Origin of the sequence: Trichocoleus sp. DQ-A3, assembly GCF_039961975.1 — a bacterium.
In the GTDB taxonomy this organism is placed as follows: Bacteria; Cyanobacteriota; Cyanobacteriia; order Cyanobacteriales; family FACHB-T130; genus FACHB-T130.
Genome location: NZ_JAMPKC010000001.1, coordinates 424568 through 450278, shown reverse-complemented (window position 1 = coordinate 450278; position 25711 = coordinate 424568). Strand labels below are relative to the sequence as shown.

Below are 25711 nucleotides of genomic sequence, written 5' to 3'. Positions count from 1 at the left end.
GAGTAATCTTGAAAGTGGTCTTCTACAAGAGCCACTTTTTCAATCTAATCTCAGTCCACTTCGGTTTGATTATCTCTTATCTGGTAACTATGGATTTAGCAATCGCGCTCGATAGCAATTCCGTATCCTTACCCTTGGGTTAAGTCACCAAAGCGATCGCGATATCTCTCTAATAACTCTGCCAGCTCATTTGAGCGTTGTCGTTCCGACTCAGCTTGCTGTTGTGCTAACTCCCGCTGATTCCGCTCAATTTCAGCTAATTCCTCCCCTGTCTGATACCTCACACCTTGGGCATCGTACCAGTACAATACCTCGCGCTGTATGCCTCCGACTTGAGCCACAAATCGCCCAATTCCTAAACCGATTTCTGGCATCCAGAATGGTTCTCCGATTTGTAACTGATATTGCCCATTTACTAAACGGTAAACTTCAAAAGGTTGTTCCTGGTCGCGCCGCCAGAAATTCGGATTATAAATTACATAATACAACACTCCTAAATTGGCATAAATTGCCATTTTTGTATCGTATTCTCCCCCATAAGTGTGAGAGACAATTTCTAAGACAAAAATGGGGGCAATATTATTTTCTTCCCAGAGAACATAGCTGGAGCGAGAACCATTGTTTTTCCTCCGTTCCACTCCCAAACTTAGAAATCCATCTGGCACCACGGGTACTCTTGGATTCACGCCTGTCGTGTGATAGATGCCCATATCTACACCAAAATACCAGTCAAGGCGATTACCCCAAATGAACTCTAGCAAGAATAATAGAAAATTCGGGATAAAATTCTGGTCTTCGTTATCCACAGGTGTATCATCCGAACAAGGAAGTTCAGCACTTGTTGGTAATCTGGTTTCCGGGTTGTGCTGTACCATAAAGATTAGCTCCACAAGCTATTAATATAATTATCCAATAAATCTCCCTAATATAAATCCAATCTATTTAAAGAATAATCTCTTTTCTCTTCCTCTGCGTTCTCAGCTTCTAAAGCGCTAACGCGCATGGCTTCGCCAACGCTAAGGCGATTCGTTTAAAAAAGATAGTGTTCATAAATTAAATGAGATTGTCATAACATGAGTTTAGATGTAATTGTTATCGGTAGCGGAATTGGCGGTTTAACCGCAGGGGCGTTACTTGCCCGTTACGGAAAACGAGTGCTAGTGTGCGAAAGTCACGCGATCGCTGGTGGTGCTGCACACAGTTTCTCGCGGCAGGGATTTCATTTTGACTCTGGCCCCTCATTTTACTGCGGACTCACCCCTGGAAGGGGTCTAAATCCATTACAGCAAGTGTTAGAAGTTCTGGGAGAATCGTTGCAAGCTGTTCGCTACGATCCTATGGGTCATTATCACTTTCCTGAAGGCACTTTTCCCGTTTACAGCGATGCTGAACGATATTGCCAAACTGTTGCTGAAATCACGCCTCAAGGTGCAAGAGAATTAGAACAATTTGAAAAACGTCTGCTACCTCTTTACGAATCGCTGCGGGAGATTCCTACTATTGCTTTAAGGGCAGATTGGCAGATAATACCAGTGGTTTTGAGGAAATATTTACCATCTGTATTGAAACTGCTACCGCATCTAAAAACCGTCCAAGGTTCTGTTGGTAATGTGATGGATCGAGAGGTACGAGAGCCTTGGGTGCGGCGCTTAATTGACTTGGAATGTTTTCTACTTTCTGGACTTAAGGCGCACGGAACAATTGCCCCAGAAGTGGCATTTATGTTGGGAGAACGTTCTCGCGCTGGTGTCGAGTATCCCGTTGGAGGAAGTGGCGCAATTGTTGATGCTTTAGTGCGCGGTTTAAAGCGTTGGGGTGGCGAATTAAAATTAAATGCTCAGGTTGAGCAAATATTAATCCAATTGGGAAAAGTAACAGGGGTTAAGTTAAAGAATGGTGAAATTATTAATGCGCCTATAGTAATTTCTAATGCTACCATTTGGGATACTTACACTAAGCTATTACGCCCCGAAGATTTGCCGCCATCTTATCGTCAGCAATCTTTAGAAATGCCAGCCGTTGATAGCTTTATGCACTTACATTTAGGCATCCGCGCTGAGGGTTTGGAAAATCTGACGGGACATCATGTGGTAGTTCACGATGCGAGTAAAGATATTACTGAACCGGGGAATACTTGCATGATTTCTATCCCTTCGGTGTGGGATGCTAATCTTGCACCAGAGGGACATCATGTAGTTCACGCCTACACATTAGAACCTTATGAGGGATGGCAACGAGATGAAGGGTATGAGGAGAGGAAAAAAGAGCGATCGCAATCTCTATTCCGTGCGTTAGAGAGGGTGATCCCGGATATACGCGATCGCGTTGTATTAGAACTTATTGGTACACCATTAACTCACGCTTATTACTTACGCCGCTATCAGGGAACTTATGGCCCTGCAATTGCAGCAGGTCAAGGGACATTTCCTGGCACACAAACGCCGATTTCTGGATTGTATCGTGTGGGAGATAGTACGATGCCAGGAATTGGCGTTCCCGCTGTTGCTGCTTCGGGAATTTTGTGTGCAAATACTTTGGTTACGCCGCAAGAGACGGCGAAGTTATTAAAAATTTGAAGTTCAAATTAAGCTTTCTTAATTGTCGGCTTCGCGGCGATACTCTCCGCCTAGCATCTCACAACTCAAGTAGGATTGCTAGAAGAAAAGCGATTAGTAAAGCGGGAAAAAAGTAAATGGGTGTGAGGAGTATCAAGAAACAGCAACAATATATATTAAAAAAACGAATCGCCCCGCGATCGTAATCACAGACCAATTAGAAAAGAGAGGATTTTCTTTTAGGGTGCGATCGCGCTCCAGTTTATTTCCTTTCATCCTCTGTTGATTCAGTTAAAATTTCCTGCATGACGGGTGAGAGTCGATTATTCAAACGTCCTGCACGGATCAGTTCAGCGTAGGTGTCGCCTTCAATATCTAAGAGTTTTTCTCGCAGTTGTTGCATATTAAGCGCTCGCAACTGAGGATATTGATTTTGCAACTTCTCAATTTCCTCCTCAATACCCTTGAGTTGTCCTTGAACCAGATTTAACTCGTAACGATAAAACTCCTGATCGATTTCTAATTCTTTGCCAGCTTCCAATAAATAATTCAACACTCGATTTAAGGCAACGCGACGGGCAATTGCCTCTGAATATTGCTGGCGTAGCGGCTGATCTCCAATCAGTCCTAATCTTTCCAAAAACCACTGAGTTGTCAAACCTTGAACTAACAGAGTAAACAACACAACGCCGAACACCATATCAATAATTTCCTCTCTTCCTGGTAAGATAATGGGTACACTTACCGCCAAGGCAATTGAAACTGAGCCTCTTAAACCACCCCACCAAAGTATTGTTTGATCTCGCCAACCTATTTGAGATTTAACTAGCCAATTGCTCAAAGCACTGAGCCCATAGATGGCAATTGCTCGCGTTACCAATACCGCCCCCATTGTCACCGCAATCAGACTAAAATTCTCTACTAGACGCGAGTAGTGGATTTGATCGCCAATTAAAAGAAAAACGATGGAATTAACAAAAAATGCTAAAAATTCCCAAAATTCAGATACCAATAACCGGGTGCGCGGGTTCATGCCAATGCGAGAGCCAAAGTTACCCAAAATTACGCCAACCATGACAACCCCAATTACCCCAGAACCACCCAACTCTTCTGTTATCAAATAAGTGCCATAAGCGGAAACAAGAGTGAGTGATTGTTCTACTAATGGCAAGTCAAAACGTTGCGTAAGGTAGGAAATTCCAAAACCAACTAAGCTGCCAATTCCAATCCCAACACCAACAAATACTAAAAAACTAGCAACTGTAGTGTCTAGTGCAAACTCATTAGTTCCCAGCGGGATTCCCACTAGCAACGTAAACGCCACCACCGCCACGCCATCATTAAATAAACTCTCTCCCTCCATCAACATTGTTAAGCGTTTGCCAGCACCCAGTTCCCGAAACAAAGCTACTACGGAAACGGGATCGGTAGCAGATAAACAAGCACCGACAAGGAGGGCAGTTGTAAGAGGAAGTCCAGTCAGCCAATTGAGAGGAAATGCAATACCAACAACCGAGATGATGACACCGACAATGGCAAACAAAGTGACGGGAAATATATCATCTTTCAAGTCTCGCCAACGGATATTCCAAGCAGCTTCAAATAGTAGGGGAGGCAAAAAAATCTCTAGAATTAATTCTGGCGACAGATTCACCAACCGCACATCTACAAATGCTAAAAATAACCCGACAATTACCAGCAGCAATGTGTAAGGAATTTGGCGTAACCAACTGAAAATTCGCGAGAGTGTCGCCACACTCAAGGAAATAGACAACACTAGCAGAAATTGCTCCAAGCTTTGCTTAATGGAAGCTTCATATAGGGTGGTTTCTATCGCCATAGGAAACTCCAAATCGTAATTAGTCGTTAAAACACTGTAGCTTTTAATTTGCCCTTTAATCTAGACGTTGTATAGGATAGTCTCTTGAATTGCCAACATCGTATCATTCAATAGATTTTGTGTTTGCAAACATAATTTATTGCATCTATCTTAAGTAAGATAAAACGTTATGTCAGACATTAAACAGTTAATTGCAGATATCCAGCAGGAAGCCCAACGGGAAACATTTCCCGTTGATGAACCTGTGTATCTGGCAGCGAGTTTGGAGCCTACGCAGCCAATTCTCTATGTAGGCAATCTAGAGAGCAAGCTATGCTTTTTTGCCCGCGATTTAGGAAAAGATGAAGTACGGGCACGTCAACCGCTTTATGGTGCTGCTGGTGGCTTTGTGCGTCGGGGTTTGTACAGTGCGATCGCAGCCACCGAACCCAATAAGGATACCGATTTACAAGTTGTCCTCGATCGCGTTTTACTGACAAATACCGTGCCTTACAAACCACCGGGTAACAAAGCATACGCTGAGGCTGTGAAAAAACGATTTCGCCCCTTTTTAGAGCGATTATTGGTATTGCATTGGCAAGGGGATAAAATTATCACTTTGGGAAATGAAGCGTTTAATTGGTTTGCCCCTTATGCGGCTAAGGGTGAATTGAAGCAGTTTTTTACAAGAAGCGATCGCTACTCTGCCAGCATTCAAGTTACGCTTCAGGCGAAGGACACAGAAGGCAATATACATCAACGTTCAGTGATGCTACTGCCACTCCCTCATCCTTCCCCACTCAATCAAAAATACTACGCCCAATTTCCTCAACTACTTCAGCAACGCCTCGCTGAAATAGTGCCGTAACACATTAACCCCAGCTATCGAATGGTTGAGAAAAGCGCTCTGTGTATTTATTTAAAGGGGGTATATATTCAGTTAATCATGATTAATGTAGCGTTTTTTCCCTATTACTTTGCCTTCTTTATCAAAAGACATTTCAAACGAAATCCAAGCAAAATCACCCCAAAGAGCTGCACCATCTACACCAGAACTCCAATTCTCACGATCGAGGCTATGTTCGGGAGCAGGTAAGATTTTTAAAATTTCATCTTTGCCCATTCCTAATTGGATACTGGAGAATTTTTCTTCTGAAAAGCCTGGAGGTAATTTTGTATCACTTAAAGGATAAGGCAGAACATAATTCTCGGTATGGCAAACAAACCAGGCTAAAGTAAAAATTCCAATTCCTGCAAAAAACAAAGATTCGATTCTAAGAGGTGATTTCATGGATTTCCTCAATTCATAAATATAAATATTGACGATATCGGAATTGATGATTCCCTTGACTACCCTGTAAAATCTAATTTCACAGAACCAAAGTTAATTAGTCTCCCCTAAATTTTGGATTTCTGTTAGTTCCTTGCACTTAGAAGATTAGGGGCAAGATAACTAGCGATCGCTCTTGGGTTGGAAAACAGGGCAAACGCATCGAAAATTCAGATGTACCCATCTCTCCATAATCCTTCCCTCTATTCTCTGATGACTCATTACCGCTACTAACTGATAAGAATTTCTAATGGTTTGGCTAAACTTCGATCGGATAAGTATTTTAAGATTTGCCTGAGAAATTAGCCTGAATTTTGAGCGGATTTGAGACTCATGAATTATAAGTATTGAGTGTTTTTTTAAATTTAAAACTCAACACTTATAATTCAACTAACTCAAAACTTCTGCTTTCTACTCACATTGGTTTTAGGCGCGTTACCTTGAGCTTAAAAGAACCGCCACTTGTTTCCCCAAAAGCCCGAACCCGAATAATATAATCACCCGGCTCGGTAATGCGGGAAAATAAAAGCGAGTTAGTGCTGCCGTCGGGACCGTCATCATTTTCCGCCACAGTAGCGCCATCCGACGACATCAGCGTCACAATCGTGTCAAAACTATCAGAGATCAAGTCAACCGCTACCTGATCTCCAGCATCCAGACTCACCACGTAATCACGAGCAAAACCTCCCTCACCAGTCGGAATATCTTTTTCAGTCAGCGTGTCGGAAACTTCGTTGTTTGCCGGTACAGGAATTGGGCTGTACACCTTATTTTGCGCTCTGGCTGATATAGTGGTCAGACAAAGAGCCAGCAGCGTGGCAGGAACAATCAGGGTGCGGTGCCATCTAAGGGCAAAAGCGTCAGTCATAAAAATTTCCGCTGGACACCCTTCCCTTTTGAGGGTTGGGGGAAAGCGGGGCGGGGTGTACCGCTTCCCAAACAAAGAATGTTTCTACTATTTATTCTTTACTTTCTTTGGCACCCGGAAGCGATTCGATAGAAGCGATCGCTTTGCTTTACGCAATTTGTGGATAGTCCGGCACTTGGGAAGAAACCGGAAAATCCGATCGGTAATTGCTCTGTCCGTGTTACCGCCCGACTTGAGCTTTCTCCAGATGGGCAGGCTGGAGCTGGCTAATTCACTAGCTTATCTCCTAAAAGCGATGAGTTGGCGCTCAAACTCCTGTTCATTGATTGAGTGGTGGTGAAATCCATTCTTTTTATATCCTTCCTAATTAGTTTTGACGGACAGGACGATACGGCAATTTACCGCAGAGCGAGGACTTCTCCCTTTACACTGTCCAAACACTATAAACAAAAGCCTGTAGCCATTTCAACACTGCCTCTAGCGCAAAAGTTGCCCCAAAAGCTAGCGTTGAAAAATCTAAAGACTTGAGGAACGTGTTTCCTTTCAGGAGCGGCCTTATGAAATCAATTGTCAAAAGAATTAAATTGTTGTTAGCACGACAAAAAGGAAAAGTCAAAAGGAAAAGGTCAAAATCTATCGCCTTTTTGCTTTTTGCCCTTCCACATCTGGCATTGGGAATATCCGTTTGCTTTCTGAGCGTGCAGGCACAATCGATCGTCCCGGCGACTGACGGCACCGGCACCATTGTGAAGCCTAATGGAACCCAATACGACATCCAAGGCGGCACGACATCCGCTGATAAGACCAATTTGTTCCACAGCTTCACCCAATTTGGTCTTAGCCAAGGTGAGATTGCCAACTTCATTTCTAGCCCCTCCATTCAAAATATCCTGGGGCGCGTTACGGGGGGCGATCCTTCAGTCATTAATGGGCTTCTCCAAGTCTCTGGCGGCAATTCCAACCTCTTCTTGATGAACCCCGCTGGGATCGTTTTTGGCGCAGGAGCCAGTTTGAACGTACCTGGAAGCTTCACCGCTACCACAGCGACTGGAATTAAACTTGACTCAGGATGGTTTAATGCCATCGGTTCTAATAGCTATGCGGCGCTGGTAGGGACGCCGAATACCTTTGCCTTCGCCACCCCTCAAACTCCCGGAGCGATTGTCAACGAGGCACAGCTAGCCGTTAAAGATGGGCAGGATCTCAATCTACTCGGTGGCACGGTTGTCTCCGTCGGTAATCTCTCGGCACCTGGGGGGAAGATCGCGGTTGCATCTGTACCAGGTGAAAAGATGGTTCGCCTTTCTCAGGCGGGAAACCTGCTGAGTTTAGAGATTCAACCTCTCTCGCCTTCTCTCCCCCTCTCCATCGCTTCTCCTCTCTCTTTGCCGCAGTTACTCACAGGTGGAGGCGCTAACAATGCGACAAAAGTAACGGTTAGCGGCACTGGGGAGGTGAAACTGTCTGGAGCTAACATCCAGGTAGACGCTGGTGATGTCGTGGTGCAGGGAGCCACTTCTAAAACTTCCTTGCCCTCCCTGGGGAGTTCTGTGAATTTGGCTTCTGCTAACAACATTACAGTCCTCGGAAAAATCGATACCTCTGCCACTTTTTTAGGGGCACATGGGGGTTCTGTAACGATGTCCGCTTTTAAGGATATTAATATCCTGAGTTCGCCCTTAGACGGGATTTTGACAACTTCTGATTCAGGTAATGGCGGCAATATTTTTCTAACGAGTACAGCAGGTTCAATTAACATTAAAAGTTTTTTAAATTCTTCATCAAATCTTGGAGATGGAGGTGCAATTACTCTTTCGGCACTTGACAAAATTAACAATATTAATTCACCCAATAGTCCAACAGGGACAATTAATATTGCTGGTTCTATTAATTCCTCTTCCAACGCTGGTAACGGGGGCGCGATCGCGCTTTTGGCTCTGAACGAAATCAACGCTGGAGTCATCAACTCTAGTTCAGCAATTGGGAATGGGGGATCTGTAACCCTCGATCCGCTTGGAGATATTCAAGTTGCCTCCATCAATGCCCAAGGGGGAACGAATGGCGTGGGGGGAAACGTTAACATTGCAACTGATCAATTTTTCAAAGCTACGGGCACTTTTCTAGACCAAGATGGGATCTCTGCCAGTATCTCTACGTCCGGAGGAATTGGAGGAGGCGCGATCGCTATCCAGCATGGTGGCGGCAATAATTTAGTTCCTTTTTTAGTTGGAAATCCAACAACGAACGGGACAGCCGGAGCGCTGAACAATGGACAATTCACGATTCCGACCTTCCAATCTTTTCCTGGGCCAGACACTCAGGGAAACATTCAATTAATTACTGCCGATCCCGATCAAATAATCGATCCCACAATCTTAATCGACGACCCAGAAGAGGAGCCACCCACAGAACTCCCACCGGATATCCCGGCAATTGAAATTGATGCGGTCGTGACTGAACGCGAAGAAATTTTTACCCGTCAATTTGCCGAATATTTCGGTCTTAATAATCTTCCCACTCGTGTTAATTCTCTGCTTGATGCTCGTCAGACTCTCGCAAGAATTGAAACAGAGACGGGAGTCAGACCAGCGCTGATGTATGTTGCTTTTGTTCCCAAAACTATTGCCCCAGAGGTGCAGGAAAGTAGGAAAGTACAAGGGACTGAAAAATCCCTCTCACTCAACACTCAGCAGGGGCAGGAAACCCCAGCCTCTACAGCCGTTAGCCCTCAGAGCGACGAGCTGGAAGTAGTGCTGGTAACGGCAGAGGGTCCACCCATCCGCAAGCGGTTATCGGGAGCCGTGCTAGGAGCGCAAGGCGCATACGCTTCGCGAACGCAAGTTCTCAAAGTCGCCGAGCAATTTCGCAAGGAAGTCATTCGGATCAGACGCACTCCCACCTACCTGACCTCAGCCAAGCAACTGTATCAGTGGCTAATCGCTCCGCTAGAAGACGAGTTACAAGCTAGAGGCATCCAAAATCTCGTATTCGTACCCGATAGTGGGTTGCGTTCTGTACCATTTGCAGCTTTATATGATGGTCAACAATTTCTGGTGGAGAAATACAGCGTCAGCTTGATCCCCAGCCTTAGCCTAACGGACACTCTCCAACGCAACCTAAAAAACTCTCAAGTTTTGGCAATGGGAGCATCGGAATTTCCGGACCAAGACCCGCTTCCCGCTGTGCCAACCGAGTTATCAATCATTACACCTGAGTTGTGGCCTGGTAAATCCTTCCTCAACAACGCCTTCACTCTCAAAAATCTCAAGACCCAGCGCCGCCTACAACCGTTTAGAATTGTTCACCTGGCAACCCATGCAGAATTTGAAGCAGGAGATCCGAGTAACTCCTACATTCAGCTATGGGACACGAAGCTGTCCTTAAACCAACTGCCACAGCTTGAGTGGAATGACCCGCCGGTAGATTTGTTAGTCTTGAGTGCCTGCCGCACTGCGCTGGGTGATGAGCAGGCGGAGCTGGGTTTTGCTGGGTTAGCGGTGCAGGCAGGAGTCAAATCAGCGCTGGCAAGTCTTTGGTACGTCAGCGACCAAGGCACCTTGGGACTGATGACGGAATTTTACCAAGAATTGAAAAAAGCCTCCGTGAGAGTGGAGGCACTGCGGCAAGCACAGGTAGCGATGCTGAAGGGGCAAGTGCGAATACAGGGAGGTAAACTGCAAACTCCCAGAGGGGATGTGGTTCTAACGCCCGAACTCGCGAAGCTGGGGAATCAAAATTTATCTCATCCTTATTATTGGGCAGCTTTTACGATGATTGGCAACCCGTGGTAATCCATGCAAAATGCAGAATTAAAAATTAAAAATGAGGAGTTCTTCAATTTTTAATTTTTAATTCTTTCTAAAATTGATAGTTAACGCTGAAATAAAATCCCCGATCTTGGGCATTTTCGCCACGGTCTTCAATATCAACCAGTGGAATGCCATAGTCTAGTCGTATATTTAGCTTGGGCAGAGGTTGCCAGATTAGCCCTAAGCCAGCACCTGCTAAAAATCTCTCATCCTGTAACGTGGCATCGTTGGGATTATCAGACACATTCCACACCCAACCCACATCCACAAAAGGAGCAAACTGCAATGTGGCGGCACCGGCTTCATCTCGCTGAACGGTAATGCGATCTTCAATTGAAAGTCGCACTCCATTGTCACCAGCACGCACATTTTGCCGGTAGCCGCGCAACGATTGACCGCCGCCAATTACAAACTGTTGGGAGGGTAATAAGCCACTGGTTGATAGCTGAATATCTCCTTGCACAATTAAGAAATTATTGTTATTCAGGACTTGAACTCGCTGCACTTGGCCCAGCCAGCTTAAGAACCGACCATCGGGTATGGGGTCGGGATTGATGGTGGCATCCAATAAGCCAGTGCCAAGACTGAAAAGCGATCGCAATGCCCAAGCACCCTTAACATCCCGACGCAGATAGTCTTGCCCAAATTTAATCACGCTGGTGCGGCTCCGACCTTCTTCGTCGGGGCCAAAACCAAACGGGGTTGGCCCTGCAAAAGTAAAAGTCTGACCATTCTGGTGAGTAAAGCCTAAAGAAAGGGCAAATTCTTCACGCGGTGAGCGGATTAACGGCTGTCGATAACTAATTTCATAAAGCTGTGATTCTCCCCGAATGTCGAAAACTTCAAAAGGGGCTTGGGTGACTCTATTTCGGTTGGGAGCATATCTCAGTTGCAAGGTACCGTTCATGGCGTTGAGTGGCACCCGATAGTTTAAGTCAAGAACATCAGCGCCGCCTGTGGTCGTATGGTAATAGGAGCCAAAAATTTCATCTCCAATGCCGGTGATGTTGCGATAACCCAGATTGACGCCCAATCGTTCGGAACCAACGCTCGGAGGCGAGTAGTTATCGACGCCGAAGCTGCCATAAAAGGGGTTGGCTTCGGTAACGCGAACGACGAGAATACTTTGACCCACCCCGCTCCCAGAGCGGAGGCTGGCTTCTACATTTTTAAATAGGGGATCGACGCGCAATAGCCTTAATTGATCTTCTAGCTTGCCCGTATTGAGCGGTTTGCCAGCCCCCAAACGCACGCGCGATCGCACGTAATTTGAATTCAACCGGCGCGTTCCTTCTACCCTAATCTCTTCTAGGCTGCCTTCAATGACGCGAATCTGGACGACACCATCCGTAATGGCTTGGTCTACCAGGATGGCTCTTGAGGTAATGTAGCCTTGGTTGAGGTATAGCTGGGTGATCGCATCGGCAACGTTTCTGAGTTCTTCTAGGGTGACAGTCCGCCCCTCTACAGTTTGAGTAATCGAGTTCAACTGTTCTGCCCCAAAGATGGTGCTGCCAGTGACTTGAATCTTTTTCACCTCAAGAGTGTCTGAGGACGGCGCAGCATCAGGCGCTGGTGTTGGGGGCGTCAGTACGGGCGACGGTGACTCTTCCGGCAGAGGTTCTGGGAGGGGTGCAGGCTGCGGAAAGCGATCGCGGTTAGGATCGGATTGGGGTTGCAGGGGTTGATTTAGCTGTGGTTGGTTCTGCGGTGAAGCCGGTAGGGTCTGCGCTTGCAGCCGCCTATTTTCAGACCTCTCTGGCTCAGGATGAACAACTCCCACTCGCTTTTGCTGTATGCCCTTTGACGGGGCAACTGAACGCCTAGCGGGTTCTTTTTTTGCTCTCTCGTCGCTGGAAAACGCTTTCATCGTTTCCATTTCGCGATGAAAATTCAATCCATTCAGATCGGGCGTTGCCGGTAGTGTTTTGGCATTAGCACCGCTGGCAGAGACACAAGCGATCGCACCCTCAATTAACACTCCACACCAAAACCATTGAAATTTTGAACGCATGGTAGCTGTGTTCTCCACGGGTTGAATTGTCTAAAAACTTCAATTAATACAATTTTTTTGTATCCAATCCGTATTTTCTTTACTTAATTCAACTTTTTTCCTTTTCTCTCTCCAAAAGTAACATTCTCGCTTTTAGGAGCGAGAATGTTACTTTTGCAAGCAAACGAGCGGCATGATTTTGCGGTTTTCACCAAAATTGCATCTATCTGAAGACTCAATTTTATGTTTTCATTATGCCATCATCTGTCAATGGCGTCGCCTCTTTGCTAGTTACATTGTGCCTTCAGAAGGCGAGCTAATTTGCTCGCGAACAAGATCGGTTTGCTACCACACTCAAACGCCCAATCAATGACTTTTGCACCTGACTTTTGCACCTGATTGCACGCGCACTCTCATTTCAGACTGGATTCGCGATCCCCAAGACAAACGGATCGATATCACCTGCGGCACTATTATTCAGCCAGGGAACGTATTTTCCTGACAGCTTTACCCAGTTTGGGCTAAACCAGGAGGGAATTGCTAATTTTCTCCCCTAGCCTGCTATCCAGAATATCCTGCTGAGAGTACGAGGTAATAATGGCGAGAGGGTAAAAGTGTGATGCGTCCCTCTATAAGATTTGAAATTTTGAATTGCCGATTTTGGCTGGTACAAGTCTTGCCAGTAGCCACTTTCAGCAATCTATTTTAGGCGATATTAAGGTAAAAGGTTATAGTACCATTTCACAAAAGATGGTACATCAGAGACCCCAATCCCTGCAAAGAGAGTGCATCTGCGCCACAACGCGATCGCTAGAAAAAAGGGCTGCGAGAATTAAAGTACAGCCCCAATAAAGTGAATTGATATAAGCCGGGACACTTGTGGAGTTTAGATATCCAGCCTTCAGCTTTATCCTGTCCTCTAGCCGTTCATTTCGTATTTACAGAAAATTGCAGTGCTAAGTGGTAGGGGCATAGGCTTTTTCCCTGCCCCATTGCCTGCTGAGTCTTCAAGGATGAGAAATTAAGTATATTTTCATCCTTAAAGTGAGGGAGCAGTTCATTCAAAACTATTGATTTTCTCTCAAGCGCTGAAAGGGTGTCGTTTGGCTAGCAGATGTCGTCATACTGGGAAGCAAAGGCTCTTTGGCAATGTTGTCCAGTCCAACTGCCTTCAAGAGTTGTTCCCACTCAGCAGAATAAGCGGAATTGTTCGGATTGGAGCGGCGCAGTTCTGCCAGAGTAGTTAAGGCATCAAACCACATCCCCGCCTCTGCATAAACATCTGGGCGCTTATTCGGTGTAGCCACCCTCAACTGATTATCAAGCTGCGCGGTTTGTGGAACCCGCTGAATCGAACCTTGTACAAAAACATCGAGCGATCGCTGTTCGGAATCGCAAACCATCGACAAGGACCACTGATAATTCTTACCGACTTCCAAGGGTGGTAATCCAGCATAAGTTGGAAGACTGATGCTGACAATACCCCCCTTCCCCGTAGTCATAAAGGTTGTTGTATAAATCTCTCGATCGTTTTTTTCATCCTTCAGTACAAACTCTAGCGCCAGTGGCGACGCTTGGGCGGGCACTGGAGGGACGTAGAATGAAAAGCTCGGATATGCTGCTACTGTAAGCCCAATATTATTGGCAGGGATCAGCGCGGTGAGCGGCTTGCCTGCCACTGGGCAGCTTCCAGGACTGCGAGTTCCGCCCCCTTCTCTGCGCCCTGGTGCCCCAACGGTTTTAGGTGGATTATATCCAGCAACTATCCACCGATCGGGCATTCCTTGGGCGAGTAGTGTTGGTGGTGTCCCTATCAGAGTTGAGAAACCCGTGAGCAGTGCCACTTCCATAGAGATAGCTAAGGCTCGTTTTAACCTAGGGGACTTCATCCAGTCCATAGCAGAACTGCTCCAAAGAATTTTGAGTTTTGAATAGATAGGTGCGGTTCAACCAACAAGATTTGATTGTCCCGCCCTAGATTGACTGACTACCCAACCCGTAAATCGTTTTCTTCACGATCCGAACTCGGCTTTCTGCCTTCATCAAGTCGCATTTTGGGGTTGAAAACTCTGAACGAGTGGGTCAAATATTCCTAATTTTTAGCAGATATAACAACCTAAAGACTGGTTGTTTTAGTTTGAGCCAGTTGTTCTTCGACTAGCTGCGCTCTGTACTAGAGGTTCGCTCGCAACCTTGTTCAGTTCAACTGACAGTAACAGCTTTTTCAAGTCAGATGCCAGAGTAGAATCATTAGGATTCAACCGGCGTAGCTCCAGCAGGGTAGCGAGTGTCTCATGCCAAAGGCGAGCTTGTGCATAGAGACCAACGCGCTCTTGTAAAGTGGCTCGCTGGATTTGTCTGACCAAGGCTGAATCGGGTGCGATGCGCTTGATCGCACCCCCGACGACAATATCTTTCTCCCGGTCGTTAGCATCACAAATCACCGAGACGTCCCAATGATATTCCTTGTCCTGCGCCAAGGGTGGTAAATTGGCGGATGGAGGAAGGTTGAGGCTGTAAATGCCAGGTTTTCCTGCGATTGCAAAATTTGCTTTGTAGACTTCTCGGTCGCTTGCATCTCTCAGCACAAATTCCGCTGACCGAGCCGACGTTGTAGACATATACCATGAGAAGGTTGGATACTCTGCAACCGTTAACCCAACATCCAAGGGTCTTAAGGCAGTGAGACCTTGCGTGCAAATGGTGGGATAGCGGGTTGCACCTTGTTCTCTGCCATCAGGAGTGCCTCGCTCTGGCGGCTTGAAGTTTAAAGTATCGGGTAGTAGGCTGCGGCTGAGTGAGGCAGGCTGTGCCTGTGCCTGGGAAGGCACGTTCAGAACCAGTCCGAGCGTTAAGGAAACAGCCAGTGTTGTAATCTGTGAGTAGCGTTTCATCCAAATCATGCTAGAACTGTTTTCTGTTGACACTCCCCAGAACTTAAGCTGTGGGATTTTTACTTCAACGAGTCTACTTAAAAAATTGAAATTGGGTTGAATTTTGCCGAGGGTTTCTCCTTTAGGGAGCGTATCGCAATCGACCCCTAATTTTTGCGGAACTGTAGTTTCTTGTGTAGACCTCATGAATCCGGTCTCTTTCAATTTCCTGACCTTTTCAAGTGGAGTGCCTGAAGATTTTGCCCATCCAGACAGTTGTGGATGGCTCTGCACTCTCACACTTTTGAACGTTCTGTTTAACAACCAATCGCTAGATTGATATCGCTTTGGAGCAGCAAGCTCGTCCGATCGCGTGTCCATAATTATATATCAAACTCATGTACGGAAAATTTGTTTTTCTATTCGGACATCGAGTCATGAAGTCTGCCCTTCTGCAAGAATCCCCAGAGGGGGCATCTAAAGGCAATGGGTCGGCTCAATCCTTAGTTGGGTCATTAATTAAAGAAGTCCTAACCGTTGTTAGAGTTCCCGGCTGACACAGACAAATAAGATCGTACTCAAGTTCGTATAAAGCAGTTGTCTTGGTTGCATTTTTGGTAACTTGGGCTAAGACTAGGGTCAAACCAATTTGAGAGTGGCGATCGCTATTCTAGATTGACTAAATCCTCATAATCCCAAATCCCAACTTTCAAACCCCTCTGCCTCCCTGGGTATCCACTTCTACATAAACTTCACTGAGATTTGAGATGATTCCTGATTCAGCGGCTCTACCACTCAAAGAAAATCCTTGGCATCGGACAATTAGACCGATTGCAGCTGCTGCCATACATGGCATTGCTTCTCAGAAAGATACACTTATCGCCATTGACGCCACTAACGGGTATCTGCTGCAAATCGATCCGAAGAGTGACAACACTACTATACTCAATGCCAATCATCTGCCAGATTTTCTGGGCGTGACTGGGTTAGCTCTTTGGGAAGATACTCTCTGGTGTACCCAGGAAAATGGTGTTTTCTTTTGTCCAAACGCCATTAATGGCATCTCTACCACTGATTTGACGCCTCAGTCTTTTGTCACCTTGCCCTACCTAGCAAATGGGGTTGCTGTTTGGGAATCAACTGTTTACGTGACTTCCCAGAAGGCGGGATATATTCTTGTTTTTAGTCGTGAGACAGGTCAAGAGATTACCCGTTTTTATGCCCCTGGAGTAGGGGTAGAAAATATCACAGTCAAGGGTGAGGAACTCTGGGTTTCCGATAGCATTGAGCAAACAGTTTACTGCCTTGACCGAGCTACGGGTGAGATCAAATTCAGCGTACTGACGCCTTTTGAATGCCCGACAGGGTTAGCTTTTTACACAGATCCTCAAACGGGGAAAGATATTCTCTACGTAGCTTATGCAGGTGAGGAGCCTTACCTGCGCGATAACCCGAACGCCGACCCGAATTACGAATTACAGTACCGCGATCGCACGTTTATTCACCCGTTGTATTTTTACTACAACGAGGCTGAACGCTACGCTCTCTCAAATGGTTATCTGATGGAAATTTCCTACGTCGAGGAACTTTCCCCCCTCGACGAGGTGGATTTAGAAAATGTGGAGTGGCGAATTGCTCTACCCTCGGAGACTCATCGACAGAAGATCAGAAAAATTGAAGCGGTCGGATTGCCTTTCACGGAAGAAATTCAAGACGGACAGCGGGTGGCTGTATTTAAATTTAACAGCCTCAAAACTGGCGATCGCTATATATTTGGCTGGAAAGCCCTGATAGAAGTCTGGAGCATCAAATATCGCCTGACGCCCAGAGATGCCGAAAAACTTCCCGACCTCCCGCCTGAGTTACGCAGCAAATATCTGACGGATGATGATGATTTGGCAATGGACACCGATATCATCCTCAAGGCCGCCAAGGAAGCGATTGGCAGCGAAACGAATATGCTGCGGAAAATTTTCAAAATTCGCAACTATGTCTATGACCGTCTTTCCTACGGGATTAAGCCCTACATTGACCCGCCAGATGTCGCCTTAGAAAGGGGTGTTGGTTCCTGCGGTGAGTACCTGGGGGTTTTACTTGCCCTGGCGCGGCTGAATGGCATTGCCTGCCGCACGGTAGGTCGCTACAAGTGCCCTCCCCATCCTGAATTGATGAATTTGCCCCTGCAACCTGATTTTAATCATGTCTGGATGGAGTTCTACCTGCCTGGATTTGGTTGGTTGCCGATGGAATCCAATCCGGATGATGTGGTCGAAAAAGGCCCCTATCCATCGCGGTTTTTCATGGGTTTAGCTTGGTATCACGCTGAAATGGGCAAAGGTATCACCTTTGAAAGCTTGATGAGTCATGGGGAAAGAGTCAATAAGCAGTCCGTTTCTATTGGAGAATTATCTCTAAATCATGTGAGATTTACGATTTTGGAGGAACTAGCACCGTCCTCATAAGGGTGAATAAAGTCAGAAGGGTGGGCACTGTCCACCCTTTTTTACTGGGTACTCATTGCTAATTGTCCGCTATTCCCTAGTAGGTCGCTGCTTAAACTGTCACAAGCTGTTCTCCGTTTTTACCAGAAAGCAGCAGTTTAGGGAAAGTGGTATCTATCGCCTATTAAAGTAATTGGAAATCGCTTAACGATCGCTAATTTAAGACTTTCACAGTAGGTCAATATTTTAACTGTCACAAAATTTAGAAAAAATCCGGATTGCTCTTCGATACTAAATTTGTCCTACAAGCATCAATCTTTATCAAGAATCTAAGCTTTTGAATATCAGAATACTGTTACAAAGATACTTGCTAGAGGGTTGAATAGGTACTTATTAATCAAGGCTAAAGCAAGAAGGAAGCACTGAATCTATGAATAATTCTAGCATTAAAGAGCGCTCGGTCGATCTAGCTGGATATCAATATCCCCAGCCGCATTATTTACAAACGCGATCGCGCATTAATTATCTGATTGAGCGCTATCTATCGTTGGAGATTCTCCAGCAGAACCTGTCAGACTTACCGAGACAGTTTAAAAATCCTCATCAGCGCCGCTGGGAAACGATTGATTGGCAAGCAATTACTTCTAATCAAATTATCGGTGTTGCTCCCGAATTATTTATTGCAACAGTTGCAAATGCGGTGGAGATTGAAACGCCGATTCGCGCTTATGCGATGGAAAGCTGGAATTATTTGCAGGCAGCCCACTTTCCAATGGCGCGATTTGTGGGCGGTACCTTTGCAGTGGATGGCTCGGTGTTAGAAGTCGGAATATGGGAGAAAGAAGAACGGCAACACCGTCCTACTTTTAGCAAAATTTATCAACAATTAACGGGTGAAAAAATCCAAGCCTATCCGAACTCAGTAAAAGGCTATGAATCGAGGGGAAATCTGCGAGAAGATGTTTATAAACACGCGATCGCCCGGATCGCAACCGAGTGGGGAGCAACGTCTGTATATCTCTGGTTAATGGCTCATTCGACGGGGGCATTGCAACAAGCGATCGCGCAACCCATGCAAGACGAAATCAATCACCTAGCAAAGTTCTGGGGGATTAGCCGTTGGGCGTTTGGAGATTCCTATCTCACCCGCTTGCAGGGCACCACTAAAAATTTAATGGGTCTTCTCAAACATCATCAGGGCGAACGCCCGAAAGGGAACGATGTCTTGCAAATTGGCTATGCCTTATACGCGGTGGAATTAGTTTTCACATTTGCCCGACTCATGGTGCAGCTGCGTCACTGGAACCAAATGCTTACGCCTGATTATCTCGAAGAGTTGTTTGGGCTGCCGCCACAACAATTAGCTGCTAGCTGATAGCTGTTAGCTGATAGTCTGGACTGAGTAGGGGGGCGCTGCCCACTCTACTCATTTGATGATTTGAATAGCTGAAGATGAATGTAATTCCAGCGATTGATTTGCTAGAAGGTCGGTGCGTGCGGTTATATCAGGGAGACTATGCGCGATCGCAAGTTTTTGATAACAACCCCGCTAATATTGCTAAACAGTGGGTAGAACAGGGGGCAACCCGGCTGCATATCGTAGACCTCGACGGTGCTAAGGCGGGTCAACTGGTCAACCGACAGGCCATTGAGGCGATTTTACAGGCAGTGTCGGGAGAAATACAAGTAGGGGGCGGCTTGCGCGACAAAAGCTCAGTCTCTGAGCTGCTAAACATGGGTGTGAAGCAGGTAATCTTGGGAACCATAGCCGTAGAACAACCCCAACTGGTCGAAGAACTTTGTCAGGAATTTCCAGGGCAAATTATCGTAGGAATTGACGCCCGGAATGGACGAGTTGCCACGAGAGGCTGGTTAGAAACGTCTGAAGTTGCGGCAATCGACTTGGCTCAGCAAATGCAACAATTAGGGGTTGCTGCCATTATCTACACCGATATTCATCGAGATGGCACGCTTTCTGGCCCTAATTTAGAGGCATTAAGAGAACTCGCCAACGCTATTTCCATCCCCATTATTGCCTCTGGCGGTGTTAGTTCGATTACTGACTTGTTGAGTTTACTAACACTCGAACCTTTGGGAGTTAGCGGTGTGATAGTGGGTCGCGCCCTTTATACAGGTGATGTCTCGCTCAAATCAGCCCTGCAAGCGATAGGGTCGGGACGGATTCAAGATGTCCCGCCAGATTTAGGCTTTTCCACTTTTGCTTGAGACTTCAACGATGTAGAGACGCGCAACTGCGCGTCTCTACATTTCCTTCTTTTTATCCTCAAAACTAGAGGTTTAGTTAATTAGCCTATAATCCCGGAGATTGGGTTGAGGCACGAAAATTAACATCGAGTAAGTTTAGCGAGTGATTGGGTTGAATGACAGTGAAACCCAATCAAGAAATTACTTTTTCTGTTTAAGCTTTTTATGCTTAAGTAAGTTCCATTCGCTAATTTCTACACTCCTTCCGGCTGGGGAAGATTTACGGGTAGCTCAATACAGAATTCTGTTCCTTCTTCCGGTGCCGACTGACACTTCAAGACGCCGCCGTGTTTTTCGACAACAACCTGGTAGCTGATTGACAACCCCAAGCCAGTACCTTGACCGACTGGTTTGGTAGTAAAGAAAGGGTCAAATATATGTTGCTGCACTTCCGATGGTATGCCAGGGCCATTATCAGTAATCTGAATGACCACCTTATTGTCATTTGCCAGTTCGGTGCGAATCCGGATAGTAGGAATGTCAGTTGTTTTTCTACTGGCAACTGACCATTCACCATTAATGATTGACTCTTCTAGGGCATCAATCGCATTACTCAGAATATTCATAAATACCTGATTGATTTGCCCAGCATAGCAATCGACACGAGGCAGATTGTCATACTCTTTAACTATCTGGATCTCGGTGCGTCCTGCTTTCGGTTTCAAGCGATGTTGTAACAAAAGTAAAGTGTTATCGATTCCATTGTGAAGATCGAAAGGCTCTCTTGCCGCTTTATCTAGACGAGAGAAGTTCCTCAAGCTCAGCACAATTTGTCGAATACGTTCAGCTCCCACTTGCATTGAATTCATCAGTTTTGGAAGGTCTTCACTGAGGAAATCTATGTCCAGTGCTTCTGCTGCTTCTTGAATGGCGGGTGTTGGTTGTGGATATTCCTGCTGGTAGAGGTGAACGAGGTGCAGCAGGTCTTGAGTATACTCCGTCGCGTAGGGAAGATTACCGTAGATAAAAGAAACCGGGTTGTTAATTTCGTGAGCAACACCAGCGACTAATTGCCCTAAACTGGACATTTTTTCTGTTTGTACCAGTTGACTTTGAGTTTGTTGCAGTTCGTATAAGGCTTGTTCCAACTGAGCTGCTTTGTCTCTCAGTTGTGCTTCCGATTGAATTAAAGCTGTCTCAGCCAGTTTGCGATCGGTAATGTCACGAGAGTTCACAACAATACGAACCCCTGGTGCATCCATTACCAGATTGCTGTGGGTTGCTTCGATATAACGCCACGAGCCATCTTTGTGCTGAAACCGGAACTCAATGGATAAAGCAGTTGTTGAATTTTCAAGGACGCCTTGAAAATCGTTTTTGACTAGAGAAACATCCTCTGGGTGAACAAGATCAAAGGTATTTTTGCCAATTAATTCTTTTTGCTTGTATCCTAAAATGCCTTCAATGGCAGGACTTGCGTATTTGATGGTGCCATCGGCTTCCAAAATGGTGATCAAATTGGAGCTGTTTTGCAGTAGCGATCGCCATTTCCCTTCGTTTTGCGCCCACACCACTGCTTCCCTCTTGCGTTCCTCTTCTACACCGATCGCCGCAGCCATAATCCCGATCAGCTTCTTGTCAGATTCTGTGGGAACAAACTGGTTCTGATAGACCACGCAAAGAGAGCCGATATATTCACCCGCGCATCTAACTGCTTGTCCAACGTAGGTTTGCAGTTGGTAAGGAATGACCCAAGGATCTCTGTGTGCGTAGGGGGTATTGGGTAAATCCTGAACGACATAGGGCTGGTTGCTTCCCTGCTGAATCACGTCATAACAGAGATGTCCGTCCGGATCGCCTACGTTTGGGAACTCCGACGGCGTCTGCCATTGACCCCAAGACCACAGTAAGCCTTGATGCAGTCGATTGTAGACTGCCCAAGCACCGCCTAGTAATTCCCCTGCGGATGCCGTGATGCGGTTAATATTCTCATCCGGGTCGGAACCAAGACCCGAAAAACATTCATTGATTTTTGAAAATTGTTCACTTGCCTTGTGGTTGGTGATTTCACTCAGCGTGCAGACGACTTGCTCGACGCAACCATCTGGATCTAACTGCGGTTCGGTGTTAACAGATATCCAAATGCGATCGCGCTTTGTCGGTCTATAAACCCCTAGCACCAGGTTTCGCAGCGATTGTCGGGTCGAAAGCAGCAACAATGCTTGCTTTGCCCGGACTGGTGCCGTGTGGAGTTTCATCTGAAATGGCGTTCCATTCTCCTGGATGACGTGCCAAGCGGGATCGAGCGGCGTTTGATCCAGCATCTGGTCTGCTGTTAAATCCAGCAAGTCCAGTGTCGCCTGATTCGTAAAGCGTATTTCCCCCTGCGCTCCCATCACCAAGACGCCAACTGCTAGTTCGCTCAGAAGTGCCTGAGGGAGGGTATCCATCCTGGGCGCTGATTGGGCAGCGCCTTGCTGATTCGCTTGTAAACTTCGCATAGCTTTCAATCAAGGCACTGGCTGAGTACCTGGAGTTTTTATTATGGCAATCTTTGTTAACTCGTTCAGCCGTTGGACTGGATACACCCTTTTGTCTCTACTCTGGTATAGCCTTTCTAGCTGTGGAGCTGCATACACCCTGAGTCGTAACTTTCAGACTATTTTATTTAAGTCTTTGAAGCCACCAGATTAACAAGTTTGTCTACAAATAGATAGATGCTTATTTTTTCTAAAAGTTACACTCTAATCACTGTAGCTAAGGGTTTTGAGTTTGTATTGGTATCAGTTTTAACAAGTAATGAGAATTTCTGGCCTAAAAGGAGTTATTTCCCTAAAACTCGGTTAAAAAATCGAATAGGATATTTAGATTTCTGTATATATTTTTAAATATTTAAATAATACTTGTCTTTTCTTAATGTCCAAAAAGCTAAATTGTTGCTAGTTGTTCTCTGGAATTAACCACAAGGACTATTCCTAAGGATTAATCGGTTATTCGCCAGTCAGTATTCGTTATTTTTTACACGCAAACATACTGAAAGTTTTGACCTAATCAAAAATTAAAGTAAAAGGAAAAAGCAGTTTTTATACCTATTTTTTGAATTGCAAAAGACAGCTTAATGATAAATGTTCGTCTAATTGCAACGTGAGTTCGGGATAAGGAGGGGTGGAACAGATACAGTTGAAAGTACCTAATTCTCAACGCATCTCACCACCCCATGCTTAGTTTAGAATCCTTGTTTTGTCATGTCGATGACTTTTGCCAATGGTTTGAACCTGCTTGGCAACAGCAACTTCTGGGCGATGGTTTACAGCATCGTCGTCGGTGTCGCAGCCTCTGCTTAAGCGAGATTATGACCATTTTGATTGCCTTCCATCAGTCGGCATACCGCAATTTCAAGTGGTTTTACACCCAATTAGTCAGTCGCTATTGGCGCAACGCCTTTCCTGGCTTAGTGAGTTACCAGCGCTTTGTCGAGTGGATGCCGTCAGTCTTGATTCCCTTGTGTGCCTACTTGCGCCACTGCTTTGGCAGATGTACCGGAATTAGCTTCATTGACGCTACCAGCATCAAGGTCTGCCACAACCGCCGCATTGCCTCCCACAAAGTGTTCAAACCTTTAGCAGCCAGAGGCAAAACCTCGGTGGACTGGTTCTTTGGCTTCAAGTTGCATCTAGTGGTCAATGAGCAAGGGGAATTGCTCAATGTCCTGCTTACTCCTGGCAATACCGATGACCGTCTGCCTGTGCCCCAACTGCTGCAACAGCTCTTTGGAACGGTGTTTGGCGACCGGGGCTATGTCTCCCAGAAACTTGCCCAGCACTTGTGGCAGGCGTCGGGTATTCAACTGGTCACCAAACTACGACGGAACATGAAGAACCGCCTGATGAGTTTGCGCGATAAGCTGCTGCTGCGCCGACGAGGGATCATTGAGTCGATCATTGACCAGTTGAAGAACATTTCTCAAATCGAGCATTCCCGTCACCGTTCCCCCGTCAATTGCTTCGTCAACTTGGTCTGCGGCTTGATTGCCTACTGTCACCAGCCCAAGAAGCCTTCCCTGCTCATTGATGCGGCTTTGCCTGCTTCTGCTTAACCCGAACTGACGTTAATTGCAAAAAAAACGATGGGGCAGTACCCAAAGCACTGCCCCATCGATTGATTCTGTAGCTGGTTGAGCAAAGGAAAAGTAGCCGCGTGCTTTGTGCAACAGCCGCGTTTTGTGGTAGAGAGAATCAGCGAGAAGCTTGGTGGAGTAACTTTGCTAGCAGCAGCAGTTGCTCTTTATTAAACACTTGAGCCAAAACCTTTGCCGCCGCCCTAGGTTCTACAGGCACGGCGATTTGTTTGATGGATGTCGGAGTGGGTTTTGACTCCGTTGGGCTGGGTGCCCCTTCCCCAACTGCCACCTTTGCCGGCGGAATTGGGGCGGTAGTTGCTTCAGGGGAAGCTGCCAACAGCCGCAAACTGGCACTTGGCGCGATCACGTCAGTTTTTCCGTGTGGCAACAGATCGCTAGCCTGCTTGAGTTCCTTAATTACAATCGGTGCCAAGGTGGCATAAGTATTTTTGGGATTAGCGATCGCTCGATTTGCAGTTCTTACCAGCACTTGCCAGGTTTTTATTTCAGCACTCATCTGCACGAGACGACTGCACAAAGCGCAAAGTTGTTGACGATTTGCGGGTGTTTCTGCTTGTTTAAACAGCGGCAACATTTGTTTTAGCACCCCAGTCACCTGAGCAGAAATATCTGGAGTTGACGTTTTGCTCGCTTCTGGAGCGCTTCCTGCCGCCCCAAGCAGGTGGTTAAGGTGTGCCTGTAACTTAACAAAATTAGGTTCTGCTGCTTGTACGATTTTCTCGCCTTCCTCTTCTCGAAGACCAAATGGCCCCTGAAGCTGGTCAACTAAGTGCTTAAGGGTGTCATACCCTTCTAAAAACATGGACTCCAGATCGTTATCGATATTGACTGGATGTTCCTTGAGGAGCTTGAAACAATCCTCAAACCGATGGGAAACTTTTTGAATACTGTTAAAGCCCAGCATCGCTGCTCCTCCCTTAACAGAATGGGCGGCGCGAAACATTTCATTAATCCTTTCTTGATCTGCCATTACGCCTCGCAAATCCAGTAGCCCTTTTTCCAGGGTTTCGAGGTGTTCTTTTGCCTCCTCGATGAAAAAGCCCAAAATCTTTCCCGACTCCACGGCAGCATTCCTCAAAACAACAATTTTGTGTAGTCACCTGGTTATGGGGGAGTCGTTCCTGGCAGTGGATTTTTCCACTAGGCACTGTTTACCCCTGTTCCTGTCGGCACGCCTCAGGTTGAAGCGCAGCTAAGTTTGATATACGTTGGAGACTGTTCCTAAAATAGCCGAAACCACCAATTTAAAGCTTGGTAGCAATACTTAAATTAGCAAGTGCTAATTTTGCCATTGCGTGAAAGTATTTTATAACTAAGCTTCAAAAAGCTGAAAGGCGAACCAGCGGCTTCTAAAACAAACAACACTTCACAGTTAACTGTTGACGGGCGAAGTCACCGGGTTCGATTGTCGCCTTCCTTGTGTTTTCCAGAGAATACCAGTGCATGGAGGGCGAACCCGTAACCTCTGGCGAAGCCGATAGCGGCGCGGATTCGCTTAGTCGTGCGCTCTCTGGGCTATAGGACGCATAGAAACGTAGAAAAAAATAGAGTTTCCAAATCAGTTACGAATGCGAAGGGCTGAATGCAAGTACGATTTTCTCTGCCTCAGTCCTCAGCCCTCAGCCCTCAGTCCTCAGTTCTCAGTCCTCAGTTCTCAGTCCTCAGTCCTCAGCCCTC

At 46.2% G+C, this 25711-nt stretch carries 17 protein-coding genes; 8 read left to right on the top strand and 9 right to left on the bottom strand.

Features of this window, described 5'->3' with window-relative positions; translation table 11 throughout:
* Positions 1–128: 128 nt before the first annotated feature.
* A complete protein-coding gene (locus NDI44_RS01840; RefSeq protein ID WP_190413288.1) occupies positions 129–875 on the bottom strand; it encodes a Uma2 family endonuclease in 747 nt (248 codons plus the stop codon).
* A 198-nt stretch (positions 876–1073) separates the two neighbouring features.
* Between NDI44_RS01840 and NDI44_RS01835 the strand changes: the two genes are divergently transcribed.
* Positions 1074–2576, top strand: coding sequence for an NAD(P)/FAD-dependent oxidoreductase (locus tag NDI44_RS01835; protein WP_190413286.1), 1503 nt, complete (start codon positions 1074–1076; stop codon positions 2574–2576).
* A gap of 241 nt (positions 2577–2817) precedes the next feature.
* On the opposite strand, the gene NDI44_RS01830 is transcribed toward NDI44_RS01835, so the two are convergent.
* Positions 2818–4395: a Na+/H+ antiporter gene (locus NDI44_RS01830; protein ID WP_190413284.1), complete on the bottom strand. Its 1578-nt coding sequence runs from the start codon at positions 4393–4395 to the stop codon at positions 2818–2820.
* A 169-nt stretch (positions 4396–4564) separates the two neighbouring features.
* Here NDI44_RS01830 and NDI44_RS01825 point away from each other — a divergent pair, with 169 nt between their 5' ends.
* Positions 4565–5242 (top strand): uracil-DNA glycosylase family protein, encoded by a 678-nt coding sequence (locus NDI44_RS01825; RefSeq protein WP_190413282.1) that lies wholly within the window; start codon positions 4565–4567, stop codon positions 5240–5242.
* A gap of 72 nt (positions 5243–5314) precedes the next feature.
* On the opposite strand, the gene NDI44_RS01820 is transcribed toward NDI44_RS01825, so the two are convergent.
* Both NDI44_RS01820 and NDI44_RS01815 read right to left on the bottom strand, forming a co-directional pair.
* Positions 5315–5665 carry a hypothetical protein gene (locus tag NDI44_RS01820; protein WP_199304862.1) on the bottom strand — a complete coding sequence of 117 codons (351 nt, stop codon included), beginning with the start codon at positions 5663–5665 and terminating at the stop codon, positions 5315–5317.
* Positions 5666–6119: 454 nt separating this feature from the next.
* Positions 6120–6572, bottom strand: a complete 453-nt coding sequence (locus NDI44_RS01815; RefSeq protein ID WP_190413280.1) for a PPC domain-containing protein — start codon at positions 6570–6572, stop codon at positions 6120–6122.
* Positions 6573–7129: 557 nt separating this feature from the next.
* On the opposite strand from NDI44_RS01815, the gene NDI44_RS01810 reads away from it, so the two are divergent.
* On the top strand, positions 7130–10363 hold the full coding sequence (locus tag NDI44_RS01810) for a CHAT domain-containing protein (protein ID WP_190413278.1): 3234 nt from the start codon (positions 7130–7132) through the stop codon (positions 10361–10363).
* 67 nt (positions 10364–10430) lie between these two features.
* On the opposite strand, the gene NDI44_RS01805 is transcribed toward NDI44_RS01810, so the two are convergent.
* The 3 genes from NDI44_RS01805 to NDI44_RS01795 all read right to left on the bottom strand — a co-directional run bounded on the left by NDI44_RS01805 (position 10431) and on the right by NDI44_RS01795 (position 15454).
* Positions 10431–12395, bottom strand: a complete 1965-nt coding sequence (locus NDI44_RS01805; RefSeq protein ID WP_242037088.1) for a ShlB/FhaC/HecB family hemolysin secretion/activation protein — start codon at positions 12393–12395, stop codon at positions 10431–10433.
* 1046 nt (positions 12396–13441) lie between these two features.
* A complete protein-coding gene (locus NDI44_RS01800; protein ID WP_190413276.1) occupies positions 13442–14272 on the bottom strand; it encodes a DUF928 domain-containing protein in 831 nt (276 codons plus the stop codon).
* 234 nt (positions 14273–14506) lie between these two features.
* Positions 14507–15454, bottom strand: a complete 948-nt coding sequence (locus NDI44_RS01795; protein ID WP_190413274.1) for a DUF928 domain-containing protein — start codon at positions 15452–15454, stop codon at positions 14507–14509.
* Between the two features lie 560 nt (positions 15455–16014).
* On the opposite strand from NDI44_RS01795, the gene NDI44_RS01790 reads away from it, so the two are divergent.
* The 3 genes from NDI44_RS01790 (at position 16015) to hisA (ending at position 19914) form a co-directional block, all read left to right on the top strand.
* Positions 16015–17709: a transglutaminase domain-containing protein gene (locus tag NDI44_RS01790; RefSeq protein WP_190413271.1), complete on the top strand. Its 1695-nt coding sequence runs from the start codon at positions 16015–16017 to the stop codon at positions 17707–17709.
* Between the two features lie 409 nt (positions 17710–18118).
* Entirely contained in the window at positions 18119–19063 is a 945-nt protein-coding gene (locus NDI44_RS01785) for a hypothetical protein (RefSeq protein WP_190413269.1), read from the top strand.
* Positions 19064–19140: 77 nt separating this feature from the next.
* The gene (gene hisA / locus NDI44_RS01780; protein WP_190413267.1) at positions 19141–19914 is read left to right on the top strand and encodes a 1-(5-phosphoribosyl)-5-[(5-phosphoribosylamino)methylideneamino]imidazole-4-carboxamide isomerase; all 774 of its coding nucleotides are present in this window, start codon (positions 19141–19143) and stop codon (positions 19912–19914) included.
* Between the two features lie 233 nt (positions 19915–20147).
* Here hisA and NDI44_RS01775 read toward each other — a convergent pair whose 3' ends face one another.
* Entirely contained in the window at positions 20148–22394 is a 2247-nt protein-coding gene (locus NDI44_RS01775) for a PAS domain S-box protein (RefSeq protein WP_190413265.1), read from the bottom strand.
* A gap of 43 nt (positions 22395–22437) precedes the next feature.
* Here NDI44_RS01775 and NDI44_RS01770 point away from each other — a divergent pair, with 43 nt between their 5' ends.
* Both NDI44_RS01770 and NDI44_RS01765 read left to right on the top strand, forming a co-directional pair.
* Positions 22438–22587 carry a hypothetical protein gene (locus NDI44_RS01770; RefSeq protein ID WP_190413262.1) on the top strand — a complete coding sequence of 50 codons (150 nt, stop codon included), beginning with the start codon at positions 22438–22440 and terminating at the stop codon, positions 22585–22587.
* Between the two features lie 523 nt (positions 22588–23110).
* Entirely contained in the window at positions 23111–23989 is an 879-nt protein-coding gene (locus NDI44_RS01765) for an IS982 family transposase (protein WP_190413261.1), read from the top strand.
* 139 nt (positions 23990–24128) lie between these two features.
* On the opposite strand, the gene NDI44_RS01760 is transcribed toward NDI44_RS01765, so the two are convergent.
* The gene (locus NDI44_RS01760; protein ID WP_190413742.1) at positions 24129–25097 is read right to left on the bottom strand and encodes an Hpt domain-containing protein; all 969 of its coding nucleotides are present in this window, start codon (positions 25095–25097) and stop codon (positions 24129–24131) included.
* Positions 25098–25711: the final 614 nt, after the last annotated feature.